Origin of the sequence: Calditerrivibrio sp., assembly GCA_026415135.1 — a bacterium.
Classification (GTDB): Bacteria; Chrysiogenota; Deferribacteres; order Deferribacterales; family Calditerrivibrionaceae; genus Calditerrivibrio.
In genome coordinates this window covers 22583-37148 of record JAOAHS010000001.1, presented here as the reverse complement: position 1 = coordinate 37148, position 14566 = coordinate 22583, and the positions used below count along the sequence as shown (strand labels likewise).

At 36.2% G+C, this 14566-nt stretch carries 16 protein-coding genes; 6 read left to right on the top strand and 10 right to left on the bottom strand.

Translation table 11 applies throughout. The features are described from left to right. Positions 1-4: 4 nt before the first annotated feature. From scpB to N3C60_00170, 9 genes are all read right to left on the bottom strand, one after another. Complete coding sequence (scpB, locus tag N3C60_00210; protein ID MCX8083334.1) at positions 5-520, bottom strand: SMC-Scp complex subunit ScpB; 516 nt, start codon at positions 518-520, stop codon at positions 5-7. Then, positions 513-1214: a segregation/condensation protein A gene (locus N3C60_00205; GenBank protein ID MCX8083333.1), complete on the bottom strand. Its 702-nt coding sequence runs from the start codon at positions 1212-1214 to the stop codon at positions 513-515. The genes scpB and N3C60_00205 overlap by 8 nt, the downstream gene beginning before the upstream one ends. Then, positions 1211-2191: a tryptophan--tRNA ligase gene (gene trpS, locus N3C60_00200; GenBank protein ID MCX8083332.1), complete on the bottom strand. Its 981-nt coding sequence runs from the start codon at positions 2189-2191 to the stop codon at positions 1211-1213. Before trpS ends, N3C60_00205 begins: the two co-directional genes overlap by 4 nt. A 7-nt stretch (positions 2192-2198) precedes the next feature. Further along, complete coding sequence (locus N3C60_00195; protein ID MCX8083331.1) at positions 2199-2831, bottom strand: site-2 protease family protein; 633 nt, start codon at positions 2829-2831, stop codon at positions 2199-2201. Positions 2832-2877: 46 nt separating this feature from the next. Beyond that, the gene (locus N3C60_00190; GenBank protein MCX8083330.1) at positions 2878-4245 is read right to left on the bottom strand and encodes a diguanylate cyclase; all 1368 of its coding nucleotides are present in this window, start codon (positions 4243-4245) and stop codon (positions 2878-2880) included. 8 nt (positions 4246-4253) lie between these two features. Beyond that, the gene (gene glgA, locus N3C60_00185) at positions 4254-5714 is read right to left on the bottom strand and encodes a glycogen synthase GlgA (protein ID MCX8083329.1); all 1461 of its coding nucleotides are present in this window, start codon (positions 5712-5714) and stop codon (positions 4254-4256) included. 114 nt (positions 5715-5828) lie between these two features. Continuing rightward, positions 5829-6098, bottom strand: a complete 270-nt coding sequence (gene rpsT, locus N3C60_00180) for a 30S ribosomal protein S20 (protein ID MCX8083328.1) — start codon at positions 6096-6098, stop codon at positions 5829-5831. 91 nt (positions 6099-6189) lie between these two features. Continuing rightward, the gene (locus N3C60_00175) at positions 6190-6975 is read right to left on the bottom strand and encodes an IclR family transcriptional regulator (protein ID MCX8083327.1); all 786 of its coding nucleotides are present in this window, start codon (positions 6973-6975) and stop codon (positions 6190-6192) included. Between the two features lie 90 nt (positions 6976-7065). Beyond that, positions 7066-7776, bottom strand: coding sequence for a FadR family transcriptional regulator (locus N3C60_00170; GenBank protein MCX8083326.1), 711 nt, complete (start codon positions 7774-7776; stop codon positions 7066-7068). Positions 7777-7920: 144 nt separating this feature from the next. Here N3C60_00170 and N3C60_00165 point away from each other — a divergent pair, with 144 nt between their 5' ends. The 4 genes from N3C60_00165 to mscL all read left to right on the top strand — a co-directional run bounded on the left by N3C60_00165 (position 7921) and on the right by mscL (position 12228). Beyond that, on the top strand, positions 7921-8409 hold the full coding sequence (locus tag N3C60_00165) for an LUD domain-containing protein (GenBank protein MCX8083325.1): 489 nt from the start codon (positions 7921-7923) through the stop codon (positions 8407-8409). After that, a complete protein-coding gene (locus tag N3C60_00160) occupies positions 8406-10535 on the top strand; it encodes an LUD domain-containing protein (GenBank protein ID MCX8083324.1) in 2130 nt (709 codons plus the stop codon). Before N3C60_00165 ends, N3C60_00160 begins: the two co-directional genes overlap by 4 nt. Positions 10536-10604: 69 nt before the next feature. Next, positions 10605-11804 carry an OmpA family protein gene (locus N3C60_00155; protein ID MCX8083323.1) on the top strand — a complete coding sequence of 400 codons (1200 nt, stop codon included), beginning with the start codon at positions 10605-10607 and terminating at the stop codon, positions 11802-11804. 37 nt (positions 11805-11841) lie between these two features. Then, positions 11842-12228 carry a large conductance mechanosensitive channel protein MscL gene (gene mscL, locus N3C60_00150; protein ID MCX8083322.1) on the top strand — a complete coding sequence of 129 codons (387 nt, stop codon included), beginning with the start codon at positions 11842-11844 and terminating at the stop codon, positions 12226-12228. Positions 12229-12230: 2 nt separating this feature from the next. Here the strand turns inward: mscL and aksA are convergent, their stop codons facing one another. Beyond that, positions 12231-13319 (bottom strand): homoaconitate hydratase, encoded by a 1089-nt coding sequence (gene aksA, locus N3C60_00145; GenBank protein ID MCX8083321.1) that lies wholly within the window; start codon positions 13317-13319, stop codon positions 12231-12233. A 111-nt stretch (positions 13320-13430) separates the two neighbouring features. Between aksA and nifB the strand changes: the two genes are divergently transcribed. Next, a complete protein-coding gene (gene nifB / locus N3C60_00140) occupies positions 13431-14333 on the top strand; it encodes a nitrogenase cofactor biosynthesis protein NifB (GenBank protein ID MCX8083320.1) in 903 nt (300 codons plus the stop codon). After that, on the top strand, positions 14299-14565 hold the full coding sequence (locus N3C60_00135; GenBank protein ID MCX8083319.1) for a hypothetical protein: 267 nt from the start codon (positions 14299-14301) through the stop codon (positions 14563-14565). Before nifB ends, N3C60_00135 begins: the two co-directional genes overlap by 35 nt. Position 14566: the final 1 nt, after the last annotated feature.

The window sequence follows — 14566 nt, the reverse complement described above, 5'->3', positions numbered from 1 at the left end:
CCTATTAACTATTTTTAAGTTCCTGCCATTCTCTGAAGCTGGGTAGGTCTGATAGATCAACTATGCCAAAATACTCGAGAAATGTATTCGTTGTAACATAAAGCAAAGGCTTACCCGGGACATCCTTTCTCCCTGCAACTCTGATAAGATTCCTATCAAGTAACGCCTTTATGTTAAAGGAAGAATTTACTCCTCTAATCTCATCAATCTCAGCTCTTGTTATTGGCTGTTTATAAGCTATAACAGCCAGGGTTTCCAACATCGCTTTTGACAAATTTTCGGTTTTATCTCCAAAAAACTGAACTAATTCCTCATACATATCAGAATCACTTACCATCTGAAACCCTTCCCCAACTCTTCTTATCTTTAGCCCTAAATCAAGATTATTAAACTCATCCATATAGTTTAATAACCTATTTTCAAGATTTATCGGATCGAATATTTTCTGAAAAAAAGCAACCCCTATCACCTTACCTGACAAAAAGAGTGAAGAGTAGAAAAACTTTTTTTCTTTATCCATTGTAATGCACCATAAAATCATCAAAATTTTCTGCTTGAAAAATATCTACTAATTTCTGCTTAGCAAGCTCAAGAATTGCAAGAAAATACACCACCATTTCCTTGCGACTACTACACATAGCTTTCAATTGCCCCCACAACATCTCTTTTTCATTCCTAAAATGATTAAGTAATTGTTTAACTACAATATCTATATCCACATGCTCTTTTGTAATAGGAACGACAACTTCTTCCTCTTTAACCATCAAAGAAAAAAAGGAGTTCGCCAATTTGTATATATCACCACCAAGATTTTCAACAGGTAAATGTATCTCACTTTTTCGTATTAAATACCTTTGGCTAAAAAACTCTTTTTCCCTTAAAAGTAAAGCCATATCCCTATAAAAGGAGTACTCCACCAATCGTTGGGTGAACAAAAACTTTTCCTCTTCAGGATCTATACCATCTTCAATCGCAATCTGCTGAGGCAAAAGCATCTTTGACTTAAGGTAAATCAAATACGATGCCATCTGGATAAATTCTGCAGCAACCTCAATATCTATTTCATCAATACCCTTTATAGCATCCACAAACTGATCTGCAATAAGAGCAATAGGGATATCATACAAATCCAATTCATTTTTATAGATAAGATGTAATAACAAATCCAGCGGACCTTCAAAATTTGATAGTTTTACATCAAGTAGATCCGTCATAGCTTTAAAACTTGTCTTACCCTTTCCATTATGTTAGAGGCAACCTCACAGGCCTTCTTCTGTCCATCGCTTAAGAATTCATCTATATCTTGTATACTTCTATCAAGATCATACCTTTTTTTCTGAATAGGTTCTAAAAATTCCACAATATGTTTTATCAGAATCTTTTTACAATCTATACAGCCTATTTTAGCAGTAGTACAACCAATCACAATCTCACTTTTTTCATCTTCAGTAGAAAAAACCTTGTGATAATCAAAAACAGGGCAGACCTCAGGATTTCCGGGATCTGATTTTCTTTTTCTATTAGTATCTGTAATCATTTTCAATATATTAGATTCTACCACCTTAAGATCGTCTGTAAGCATTATGGCATTTCCATAGGACTTGCTCATCTTTCTACCATCTAGACCTAAAAGTTTGGGAACATCAGTCAACAAACCTTCAGGCTCCACAAAAACATCACAGTCATAGAGATGATGAAATCTTCTAACTATCTCCCTACTTATTTCAATATGTGGCAATTGGTCTACACCTACAGGAACATATTTAGCACTATACATAACAATATCTGCCGTCTGAAGCACAGGATAGCCAAGAAAACCTAAACATGAGAGATCCCTATCGGTTATTTCTGCTTTCATCTCCTTATAAGTTGGACATCTTTCAAGCCAGCTCACTGGTGTAATCATACCAAGGAGTAGGAATAACTCTGCATGGTATATATTTTTTGATTGAACAAACAAGGTAGACTTTTTAGGATCTATCCCAACAGACAACCAATCCAGAATCATCTCCCTGCGAAGTTCCTTTATATTTTCGGGGTTTTCAAAATTTGTAGTAAGAGCATGCCAATCTGCTACAAAATAGTAGCATTCATAACTATCCTGTAATTTAACCCAGTTTTTTAAAGCCCCAAAATAATGACCAATATGTAATCTTCCCGTAGGCCTCATGCCACTTAACACTTTATACATATACACCTCATAACAACAATCTTAATAAAAACTCTATTACAGGTGAAATGACTAATCTAACAACACCAGTGACTACTAAAATAAGTATTATTATAAACCCATACCTCTCTGTATGGGAAAATTTATAGGCTAAATTCAGAGGCAGAAATGATTGTAGTATCCTTCCACCATCCAAAGGTAGAATCGGTAAGAGATTAAAAATACCGAGCACAATATTTATCTGAACAGAATAAAACAACATATACCCTACAGGCTCCAAAAAAAATCTGTGCAAAGTACTAGTTTCATCTATCTTGATTAAATTCAATAGAACAGCGGAACATATAGCCAAAACAAAGTTAGAAAAGGGTCCAGCAAAGCTCACCACTGCAGGTCCATATTTTCGCCATCTTAGTCTTGACATATCCACAGGAATAGGCTTTGCCCATCCAAACAGCTGTGTTATAAGTAGAAAAAATAACCCCAACAGATCGATGTGGGCAAAAGGGTTTATTGTAAGTCTTCCAGCTCTCTTAGCTGTATCATCACCCAAATAATAAGCAGCATATCCATGGGCCACCTCATGTATGGTAACAGCGAGGAAAAAAGGTAACAATGTCACAGAAATCTGCTTTAAAATTGATTGTATATCAAAGTCCATGATGAAAAATAACAAAGAACAGCTTTTATGTCAAACGAAAAAAACTCTAACCCTTAAAGCTCCCTTTAATCCTTTTTTTATCCTGATACATCAGTTCATCAGCCTTAATGAGTGCTTGATGTATCTCATCCTTATTTGTAGCAGTATACCCCCCCAACGCAAAAGAAACCTGTGGGCCACCACTACTATTTAATTCCTTTTCCACCTGTCTAATTCTATCGATAGCATGCATCATCATAGCTTCATCTACTTTTGGTAATATAATCGCAAATTCATCACCACCAATTCTGGCGACACAATCCTCTTTACGAAATACCTTCATAAGCACCTGAGACGCCTTAATTATCAGCTCATCCCCAGCTTTGTGCCCCAGCGTGTCATTGATCTGCTTTAAACCATTGAGATCTGCCACAATTATACCAACAGGAAAGACCCTTCCATGTATCACTCTTTCCAATTCTGCATCGAAAAAAGCCCTATTGTATAATCCAGTCAAAGGATCATGGGTACTTGCATAAGTAAGTTTGTCTTCAGTATATTTCTGTATGAGGGCATTTGAAAGTATACTTGCAAATATCCTTAAAACATCTATTTCAGATACTGTCAAAAACCTATCATTTTCCAACTGTTCAAAACCGATAAACCCAATATACTCCCCCTTTATCATCATGGGGAAAATTATGCTCGATTTAGCTTCATGTTCTTTAAAGAACCTTTCAATCTTTTCTAAATGTATAGCATATTGATTATACATCAATACCCCATTATCTACAATTGTCTTTTTAAACCCTTCATAGTTAGAATAGCTAAATTCTTTACGGTACTTTTCTATATGATCCGGTTTGTTTGTCCATAAATAGCTAAGATGACAGTAATCCCTATCAAAATAATCCTCATATACGTAGATCACACTCAAGCTTGTATGATGTCCGATGATAGAAAGTACTTTGTTGACAGCTTTGGTAAAGTCTTTGGGATTAAAAAGCGATTTAAATACCTCATTTATCACATACTGTTCAGCAAGGTTCTGTTTTAATAACCGCTGTTTTTTCTTCTCCTTCGTAACATTTCTAGCAATAGCTACAGCCCCTATTATCTCATTAGAAACACTACGCAATGGGAAAAACTTTACAAGAATAGTAAAGCTTGAGTTGTTTACTCTCACACTAAATAGCCTTTTTAAGCTTAGGCCATTAAAAGCCTTAACAAAACATTTTCTCCATTTTTCCTTATCTACCCCCAAAATAATCTCATTAAGAGATACCCCCTTCTCAATATCTATACCATAAAGATATCTAATCCCTTCCACAAAAGCTTTATTGTAATGGACCACTGTAAAATTTTTATCAACAGCACAGATTCCATCTAATGAACTATCAAGAATAGTTTTTAAGATATCCTCACTTATAACCATACTCAGCCCTAAAAGAACCCTTTGGCTCTATTATAAACGTTTATATATTTAGCAGCTGCATCCTCCCACGTAAATCTCTTCTTCATCCCTCTTCTTCTCATACGTTCGAGGATATCTTGCCTGTTATAATATATATAAGTAGCCCAACCTATGGTATCAAAAAGGGTGTTAGCACTCAACTCATAAAATTTAAAGCCTGTCCCCTCACCGGTTGTTTCATCAAGATTCTCCACCGTATCGTTAAGCCCACCCACAGCGTGAACCAATGGAGGTGTTCCGTACCTTAAACTGTACATCTGATTCAATCCGCAAGGCTCAAACCTCGAAGGCATGACAAAAAAGTCAGCACCAGCCTCCACCAGATGAGCAAGAACGTTTTCATAACCGATGTAGCAACCAAACTTATCAGGATTTTCATAGGCAATTTTCCCAAAAAAGAAATGTGCCCATGGATCACCATTACCCAGCAATACAAATTGAATATCAAGGGACAATATCCTGTATATAGCTTCAGCTAATATATCTATCCCCTTTTGATGAACAAGCCTACTAACTATACCAAATAGCGGTACATCCCTAACGGGCAAACCAAATCTCTCCTGTAGTCTGGCTTTGCAGATCTTTTTTCCACTAAAATCATCCTCAGAATAGTTTGCAGGTATTAATCTGTCCGTTTCTGGATTCCACTCATCATAATCAACACCATTTAAAATACCCACAAGCTTAAAACTAATATCCCTTACCACACCTTCAAGGCCATATCCAAATGCCGGAGTTTGTATTTCACGAGCATAGCCTTCGCTAACCGTAGTCACCATATCTGATAGATAAAGTCCACCCTTCAAAAAATTCACCTGCCCCTTAAATTCATAATCAAAGAAGTACTCCCAACTTCCCAAAACATCCATCACCCCTTTATAAAATACCCCTTGATACTGCATATTATGTACAGTTAATACCGTTTTAACATTTTCAAAATGTGGATCACATTTATAAAAAGTCTTTAACATATGGGGAACCATTGCAGTGTGCCAATCGTTAATGTGAATTATATCTGGCTTGAAACCCAACATCTTTGATAGCTGTAAAGCGGCTTTTGATAAAAACATAAACCTATTATCATTATCAATGTATCCTGTACCATCTTCATAATTGTACAAGTCTTTTCTACCATAAAACTGCTCATGATCTATAAAATAGATCTCCACATCGGAGTTAGGTAAAAATCCCCTATAGACACCACACCACCACTCACCAGCAATCCCCATAGGCACCCCCAATGGTGGAATCAATTTTTCAAGTTTAAACTTTTGAATATCTATGACATAGTACCTCGGGATAACAACCTTCACATTATGACCAAATTTCCTGATATATTTAGGCAAAACACCTACAACATCACCCAATCCCCCAGTCTTTGCAAAGGGCACAGCCTCACTTGCTATAAAAAGAATATTATATTTATCCATCTTTACTCCACGATTACTTTTAATCCTGATTAGATATTAACAGAAAAATAAGACTTTTGAAATAAAAAAAACGGCCTGTTTAAGGCCGTATTCATTTTTAGGGACTTTAAAACATTATTTGCTTTTTAGAGCCAAAAGCTTCTGTCTCAATCTGGACACCCTTCTAGCAGCATTATTTTTGTGTATCACACCTTTGCTTGCAGTTTTATCAATAACAGATTGAGCCTCTTTAAAAGCAGCCTCTACCTTTTGAAGGTCAGAAGATTTGAGAGCCTCCAGAAACTTTTTGGTATAAGTTTTCATTCTTGACTTATATGACCTGTTCCTTAAATTTCTTTTTTCTGACTGCTTTATTCTTTTTCTTGCCGAAGCTGTATGAGCCATTTATCTCACCTCATAATTATTCAAAGGACTGCATATATATCTCAGACTACAAAATATGTCAACATATTTTTTATAAAACAGAAGTTAAAACCTATTTTGACTTTTCTTTGTAACCAAACTTATACGATAACTGTTTGGCAGCATTTTTCACAATAGGGGCGATATCCCTAACAAGCTTCTCTTTATCAAGCCTCATGACTGGTGCAGACACACTTAAACCAGCAATGACTTTTTTCATAAAATTAAAAACTGGTGCGGCAACACACACAACACCTTCTTCGTACTCTTCAAGATCTAACGCATAACCCACCTGCCTGATATGCTCAAGCTCTTCTTTCAGCCTCTCTGCAGAGTCTATTGTGTTTGGAGTAAGCTTTATAAAATTGTTACCAAAAAACTTCTCAACAGAAAAATCCTCTACAAAAGCGATCTGAACTTTACCTGTAGCAGTCGCATAAGCGGGCCCAACATTCCCTATTCTAGGTCTTACCCTAACAGATTTCAAGGTTTCCACAACATTAAGATAAACAACATTTGTTCCTCTAAGGACACTAATATATACAGATTCCCCAACCTTATCTCTGAGATCCGTCATAATCTTTTGGGAAGACTCTATAAGATTAAGCTTATTGAAATATGCTTGGGAGATCTGAAATGTTTTAACACCTAACTTATAGTTACCAGTATATTTATTTATATCAACATATCCAAAGTATTCAAGTGTTGTAAGGAGCTTATTTACATTGCTTTTTGTCAAATTCAAACGAGCACTTATCTCAGTAACACTAAGCTCACCATCTACTTCACCTAAAAACTCTAGAATATCAAGAGCATTATCCACAGCCTGCACAGAATATTCCGACTTATCTCTCTTCATATGTCAACCCCACTTAATTTTATAACTATATTTTATATTACAAACAATTTTACGATTTGTCAACCGCTATTTAAAGAACATAGCCAAAAATTACCTATTCTTCTTGAAAATTCTATTTAACTCTGTGACAATATAGTTCATATGAACTAACATACAATGATAAGCCTTTTCCGAATCCCTTTGGGCTATGGCATTATAAATATCTGTATGTTGTCTAAAGAGATCGGCATGACTCTCTGGATTAGTATACATTCTGGATCTAACCTCATAACTTACCTTTTCTATCCAATAAAAAAGGTTTTTCATCAGATGGATCAACATCACGTTATGGGTAGCATGGGAAATAGCAAGATGAAAGTTTGCATCAGAAATATGCCCAATTTGCCCCTTTTCTTTTGCCTCTCTCATCTCCTCCAGATATTTTCTCATATTTTCCAACTCTTCCTCTGTGGCCCTTGATGCCGCGGTATGAGCACCCCAGGTCTCCAGAATCTTCCTTATCTCCATAAGATCAAAAATTGCCTCATCCCTTTTAACAAACTCCTCTATCGCAGTATCGAGAATACCATTGGTAATGGTTTTGACAAAAGTTCCTCCCCCTTGCACCTGGTACAAAAACCCCTGGGCCTCTAACTTCTGAATTGCCTCTCTAAGAGACGTTCGACTCACTCCAAGCTCCAATGCCAGATCCCTCTCAGGAGGAAGCTTTTCCCCTGGCTTCAACTTACCAGACAATATTACACTTTTTATCTGATTATACACTTCATCGCTTATCTTTTTTGGTTTGATCTTCTGAAACATAATCCACCTTTGGTAGTATCAATTTTAATTCTCATTTTACAACTTAAATGTATATTAAACTACTTTTTTTTTCAACATATTTCTTGACTTTGAACAACAATTAAGATAATTTGGTAATACCAAAAACCTTCCGGAGGATCTCAAATGAAAAACTCCATCTTAGAGAAATTTATTCACTACTCCAACCTGGTATCAAATGAAAACATGATTTTTAATAAAGAAGACTTTTTAAATTATTTAAAAAATCAAGACTACGACTTTGCCCACTTACCAACATTCGATTTCACAAAAAAAACTGCTATAGGTAAAGATGGTATAAATACCGCCATTGTAGAAGCAGAAGCTGGTATTGCAGAAACTGGAACCGTTGTTATTCTAAGCAAAGATGAGGATCTCAGGCTTGCCACTTGCCTTACAGAGGAGCTTCATGTTGTCATCGAGGAAGATAAAATCACCGACAACCTCGAATCTTTATCAGATTTTCTTGAGAAACAAACTCAGGATGAATCCAATTTTATAGCTTTTATTACTGGTGCCAGTAGGACCGCTGATATAGAAAGGGTTCTCACTATTGGTGTTCATGGTCCAGTAAAGATGAAAGTCTTTATAATTAAAAGGGAGGTTCAGGCATGAGTACTTTGAAAGAGAAAATAAGAGCAAGCCTTCAAGATCCTATTTTGTATAGAAACCTAAAAAACTTTGCATCAGCATACAAAATCTCCCGTGAAAAAGCTTTTGAGGGGTTAGATTTTCATAAGTTGGTTACAGATCTTAGCACAAGAAAAGCAAGGGGTTTGGACCAGATTATGGAGCTTTTCTATAAATTTAAAAAAAATGTAGAGGATAAGGGAGCAACGGTTCATCAAGCAAAGGATGCTTTAGATGCCTGTAAATATATAACAGACATTTGCATAAAACATAATAGCGAATATATCGTAAAGTCAAAATCTATGACCTCAGAGGAGATAAAACTAAACCATTACTTAGAAAAAGAAGGTCTAAAACCTATCGAAACCGACTTAGGGGAATGGATCCTCCAAATAGCAAACGAGCACCCATCCCACATGGTAATGCCAGCAATACACAAATCAAGACAACAGGTAGCTGAAATCTTTAGAAAATACACAGGAGAAGATATACAAGATGATGACATAAACAAAATGGTAAAAATAGCCAGAAAATACCTAAGAGATTACTATTTCAAAGCACAAGTGGGCATAACCGGAGCAAACGTAGCAGTAGCCAGCACCGGTACTATAGGTCTTGTTACAAATGAAGGAAATGGCAGACTTACAGCCACAGTGCCCCCTGTTCATATAGTTTTGTTGGGGTATGAAAAGCTTGTATCAGATTTTGACGAGGCTTTAAAGGTTATAAAACTTTTACCTAAAGCTGCTACAGGTCAAATAATAAGCACATATGTAACCTGGATAAAAGGTCAAAACCCATCCTTTAAAAGTCAATCAGGCATCAAAGAGACCCATTATATATTTCTCGATAATGGGCGGCTAACATTCTTTAATGATCCCCTATTAAAAGAAGCTTTAAAGTGTATTAGGTGTGGTAGTTGTGCAAATATTTGTCCTGCTTATGAAATGGTTGGAGGGCACACTTTCGGTTATATCTATATTGGGGCTATAGGTACGATACTTACCAAGATGTATCACAGTGAACAGGTAGCCAAGGAGCTTTTGAGACTTTGTATAGGCTGTAAAGCCTGTTCATCATTTTGCCCAGCAGGTATCGACTTACAAAAAATAATGTCTCTCCTCACCGTGGATCTTGGTGAAAAATACGGAGTTCCCCTATCCAAAAGATTGATCTATAGAAACATAATCTCAAACCCTTCCACATTCAGAAAAACACTTAAGGTGGGATCACTACTTCAAAGACCTTTCCTGACAAACGATAAAAAACATCTAAACAACATCCCTTTACCATCAGACAAGAATTTCAGGATACTACCATCAATATCCTCTGAGACTTTCTCACAACAATTTACAAATATAAAAGGGAATAACATAACAGACAAAAAAGTCTTCTTCTATCCCGGCTGCGCTGTTGAATATTTCTACCCTGAAATGGGTACTGCTTTAGTTAAAGTATTAAACAAAATAGGTGTAGGTGTAGATATCCCGCCTATTCAGGTTTGTTGTGGTCTTCCAGCTCTTCATGCAGGAGACAAAACAGGAGGAGAAAAAACAATTAGAAAGAATTTAGAATACATGCCAGATATTACTAAATACGATGCCCTTCTCGTATTATGCCCAAGTTGTGGCATGGCTATCAAAGATGATTTCCCAACGTACTCAGACAAAAGTATTAGAGAAAAAGCTGAGTTAATAGGAGCTAAAACAATCTCTCTAAGGGAATACTTAGAAAGGCAGAAGATAAAGATCAGCACAAAATTCGATGCCAAAGTTACATATCATACACCATGCCATCAAGGTAGAGGTTTAGGTTCATCAGCGGAAGGTTTTTTGAAAATTATTCTGCCTAACAATTTCATCCCCCTTAAAGACAGTAATGTATGTTGTGGTTTTGGGGGAAGCTACTCAATAGAGTTCGCTGAAATCTCAAAAGGCATACTTGATAAAAAAATCGAACATATTGTAGAAACAGGTGCAGATATAGTACTAACGGATTGTCCAGGATGTGTTATGCAGATAGAGGGTGGGCTTCTAAAAAAACAAATAAACAAAAAAGTCTTACACTTATCTGCTTTTTTTGAGCAATATCTGGAGGTAACAAAAATATAATATAAACTTGTTGTAATTTTTTTAAAAACCTTTATAATTTTTATTATATATGAAAAGGAGGAAACCCAGATGAAAAGACTTGCCATTATACTTTCGTTGTTTCTAACATGTAATCTTGCACACGCTGAAGATTACAAATACTCCCTATCCCCATATGCCGGTTATCACTACTTCGACAACGATAGAGATAAAAAGGACCGACCAGAGTTTGGACTCAAAGTTGAAAGATTTTTACAAAACAATTTGGGCTTTGAGATAGGTGTGGGGTATGTCTCCACAGAAAGGGAAAAGAATGGTAAAAACCTTGACCTTATAAATTACCACACACATTTAAAGTATTATTTCGTTAACTACTCTGGTATCGAACCTTATGTATCATGTGGTTTGGCTGGTGACATAAATTATGGTGCCAACATCGGACCTTCCATAGCCCTCGGAGCTAAGTACAAGATAAAAGATAACATAGGTATATTTATAGAAGCAAGGGATAACTATCTCTTTGGCAACGGCAACGATGTTATCCTTACCGCAGGTTTGAATTTCTATGTGGGGAAAAAAGCCAAACCTATATTAGACTCTGATGGCGATGGAATTAACGACGACCAAGACAAATGTCCCAACACACCCAAAGGGGTAAAAGTAGACAACAATGGCTGCCCACTTGATAGCGACAAAGACGGAGTCTACGACTACTTAGACAAGTGTCCAGGTACTCCTGAAGGGGTTAAGGTAAATGCCGATGGATGCCCACTTGATTCCGATGGAGACGGTGTCTTTGATTACCTCGATAAATGCCCTAATACACCCAAAGGTGCCACAGTGAACAGTGAAGGATGTCCACTGGATACAGACAAAGATGGTGTTTTTGACGGATTAGACAAATGTCCAAACTCTCCAGCAGGTTCAAAGGTAGATGAGAACGGATGTGAAATATCTATATCCCTCAAAGTATTCTTCGATACCAATAGATCAGAAGTTAAAGAAGAATATTACGACGAAATAGAAAAAGTAGCTCAGTTCATGAAACAATATCCAGATATAAAAATAGAAATAGCAGGTCATACTGACAGTAGAGGTGATAGAGAAAAAAATATTAAGCTATCCCAAGACAGAGCAAGCGCTGTTGCAAACGTTTTAGTCACGAAGTTTGGTATTCCCCAAAATAGAGTTATAGCCAAAGGTTATGGCCCAGACAAACCGATAGCAACAAATGACACAGAAGATGGTAGACAGCAGAATAGAAGAGTAGAAGCAGTTATAATCAAATAATGAAGCCGGGGCAACCCGGCTTTTTAAGGAGATCAATATGTTTGAAGAATTCAAAAAGTTCATCCTTAAAGGAAACGTGGTAGACCTTGCAGTAGCTGTTATAATAGGTGCCGCCTTCAATCAAATCGTTAACTCAATGGTAGCAGATGTTATCACACCCATTATTGGGCTATTGGGTGGATCACCAGACTTTTCATCTATTAAATTAGGTCCTATAAATATTGGGAAATTTATTAATTCAGTTCTAAACTTCCTGATAATAGCCTCTGTAATCTTTTTTGGTATTATAAAACCGATGAAAAAACTCAACGAGATAGCAGCAAGAAAAGAATCTTTAAAAGAATCCCAAGAAAAACAAGAACCTGTTATCCCAGAGGATATAAAACTCCTCAAAGAAATACTTGATGAACTAAAAAAGAAATAACCTTAATACATAGGTCTTAATATCTTTTTCAGTAATACAATTCTTTTAAAGATCTCCAATATCTTAACACTTACAGAGTCTTTTTCTATACCAAAACCAAGTTTTTTCAGAAAATAGATCAGACCTGATCTTCCACTGGATAACCCAAAACTTATTTTTCTCTCCACACCTATTACCTCCGGAGGAAAAGGCTCATAGTTGTCCGGTGACTTCAACACACCATCTACATGCATCCCCGATTCATGACAAAAAGCATTTCTACCAACTATCGGTTTATTAAAAGCGATCTTAATTTTAAGAAGATCAGAAATATCTTTAGCAATAGATTTCAACGAAGATATGTCATATTGCAGATCAAAACCGCCTTTATACTGCAACCATATCAATATCTCTTCCAGTGGGGTATTGCCAGCTCTTTCCCCAATACCTAAAAAAGTAGTATTCACATAATCCGCACCTGCTTCTATAGCAGCTACAGCATTAGCGGTAGCCATACCAAAGTCGTTATGGGCATGTATCTCTATCGGCAGCTTAGTAATACTTTTGATCTGAGTAACTAATTCAAAGACCTTAAAAGGATCCAAAACGCCAACAGTATCACAAAACCTAAATCTATCAGCACCACATTTTTCTATATGTTTTACAAATTGTAATAAAAAGTACACATCAGCCCTCGAAGAATCCTCACCACCTACCGATACATACAACCCCTTCTCTTTGCAAAACTCAACAACTTTTTGTATTTGATATAAAACCCAATCCCTATCTTTATTTAACTTTTTTCTTATATGCAAATCTGATATGGGGATAGATATTTCAACCCGGTCAGCACCTGCCTCAATAGACTTTTTCACATCATCTACTGTTGCCCTATTCCAAGCTATGAGTTTTGCCTTTAAATTCAAGCTTTTAATATCATAAAAAGTATCCAACGCATATCTACTAGACGCCGGAAAACCTGCTTCTATCTCATCTACTCCTATTCTATCCAGCATTTTTGCGATCTTTATTTTATCCTTTTTTGCCATAACAATACCTGGGGTCTGTTCTCCATCCCTTAGTGTGGTATCGTCTAAAAAGATCTTCCTCATCATGACTACCTCCTAAATTTTTTCAAAGCACCAAAAATGCCATCTTTTTTGTCACATTTATTACAAAACTAAATGGCATTACCGTTGCACAAAGATCCTTAGGAGGTAAATATGAACGACCAAATCAGAGAAAAGATAAGAAACCACCCCTGCTATTGTGAAAAGGCACACACCAAATATGCAAGGATTCATCTACCAGTTGCACCAGAGTGTAACATAGGGTGTAATTATTGTAGTAGAAAATTTGACTGCGTAAATGAATCTAGACCAGGTGTCACAAGTAAGGTAATAAGCCCAGATGAAGCCGCAGATATATTTGTAAGATATAAGAAGATACTAAAAAATCTATCTGTCGTCGGTATAGCAGGACCAGGTGATCCCCTTGCCAATCCCTATGAAACCTTTAAAACATTTGAATTAATAAGAAACATAGACAACGAAATAAAGCTATGTATAAGTACAAATGGATTGGAACTCATTAATTTTATCTATGAAATACGCTTTTTAAAAATTGACCATGTAACTATAACAATAAATACTACCGATGAAAAAATAGGCAGTCTCATATACTCCTTTATCAGGTATAAAAACAAAGTAATGAAAGGGGAATCTGGTGCCAAGTTATTGATAGAAAACCAAATGAATGCATTAAAGTTACTCCCAGCAGAAGGTATAATCGTAAAGGTAAACACCATTTTGATCCCTGGCATAAATGATGCTAATATACCCTCAATAGCTAAAATGATAAAGAAACATGGAGGCTTTATACATAATATAATCCCCCTTATGCACCCTGCAGACAATTCTACAAAGTTTTCCAAAAAAGGTATAAGGCCTCCTACAGATGAAGAGCTAACGTTAGCCAGATTCGACTCAGCTCTTGAACTGGGTAGTATATCTAAAGTTATGAAACATTGCAAGCAATGCAGATCAGATGCGGTTGGATTGATAAGTGAAAACAAAATATTAGAGGTAGATGATGAAAAGTTATGCACTTATAAAAGTAATTGTTGATGAAATAGACAAAGGCGATATCATGACAAGCCTTACATTGAGAAGTGGCAAAAGGGTAATTTCTGTTTTATTACCCACCCACGAACTGTTCAAATGTTCTCTTGAAGTGGGAAGAGAGGCTTACTGTTTTATAAATGGGAAGGATATACTTGTGTTTAGAGATATGAAGTACCTCTTTAAACGGTTAAAATCAGATAGTTTGGTAAAAGAAATCTCGATAATGAAAAGATAGT

Coding starts and splice junctions, on each gene's coding strand:
- N3C60_00165 (MCX8083325.1), top strand. CDS start 7,921: ATGAAAAACTCCATCTTAGAGAAATTTATTCACTACTCCAACCTGGTA.
- N3C60_00170 (MCX8083326.1), bottom strand. CDS start 7,776: ATGTTTCAGAAGATCAAACCAAAAAAGATAAGCGATGAAGTGTATAAT.
- N3C60_00190 (MCX8083330.1), bottom strand. CDS start 4,245: ATGGTTATAAGTGAGGATATCTTAAAAACTATTCTTGATAGTTCATTA.
- N3C60_00160 (MCX8083324.1), top strand. CDS start 8,406: ATGAGTACTTTGAAAGAGAAAATAAGAGCAAGCCTTCAAGATCCTATT.
- scpB (MCX8083334.1), bottom strand. CDS start 520: ATGGATAAAGAAAAAAAGTTTTTCTACTCTTCACTCTTTTTGTCAGGT.
- N3C60_00155 (MCX8083323.1), top strand. CDS start 10,605: ATGAAAAGACTTGCCATTATACTTTCGTTGTTTCTAACATGTAATCTT.
- mscL (MCX8083322.1), top strand. CDS start 11,842: ATGTTTGAAGAATTCAAAAAGTTCATCCTTAAAGGAAACGTGGTAGAC.
- aksA (MCX8083321.1), bottom strand. CDS start 13,319: ATGAGGAAGATCTTTTTAGACGATACCACACTAAGGGATGGAGAACAG.
- rpsT (MCX8083328.1), bottom strand. CDS start 6,098: ATGGCTCATACAGCTTCGGCAAGAAAAAGAATAAAGCAGTCAGAAAAA.
- N3C60_00135 (MCX8083319.1), top strand. CDS start 14,299: ATGAAAAGTTATGCACTTATAAAAGTAATTGTTGATGAAATAGACAAA.
- N3C60_00195 (MCX8083331.1), bottom strand. CDS start 2,831: ATGGACTTTGATATACAATCAATTTTAAAGCAGATTTCTGTGACATTG.
- nifB (MCX8083320.1), top strand. CDS start 13,431: ATGAACGACCAAATCAGAGAAAAGATAAGAAACCACCCCTGCTATTGT.
- N3C60_00175 (MCX8083327.1), bottom strand. CDS start 6,975: ATGAAGAGAGATAAGTCGGAATATTCTGTGCAGGCTGTGGATAATGCT.
- N3C60_00205 (MCX8083333.1), bottom strand. CDS start 1,214: ATGACGGATCTACTTGATGTAAAACTATCAAATTTTGAAGGTCCGCTG.
- trpS (MCX8083332.1), bottom strand. CDS start 2,191: ATGTATAAAGTGTTAAGTGGCATGAGGCCTACGGGAAGATTACATATT.
- glgA (MCX8083329.1), bottom strand. CDS start 5,714: ATGGATAAATATAATATTCTTTTTATAGCAAGTGAGGCTGTGCCCTTT.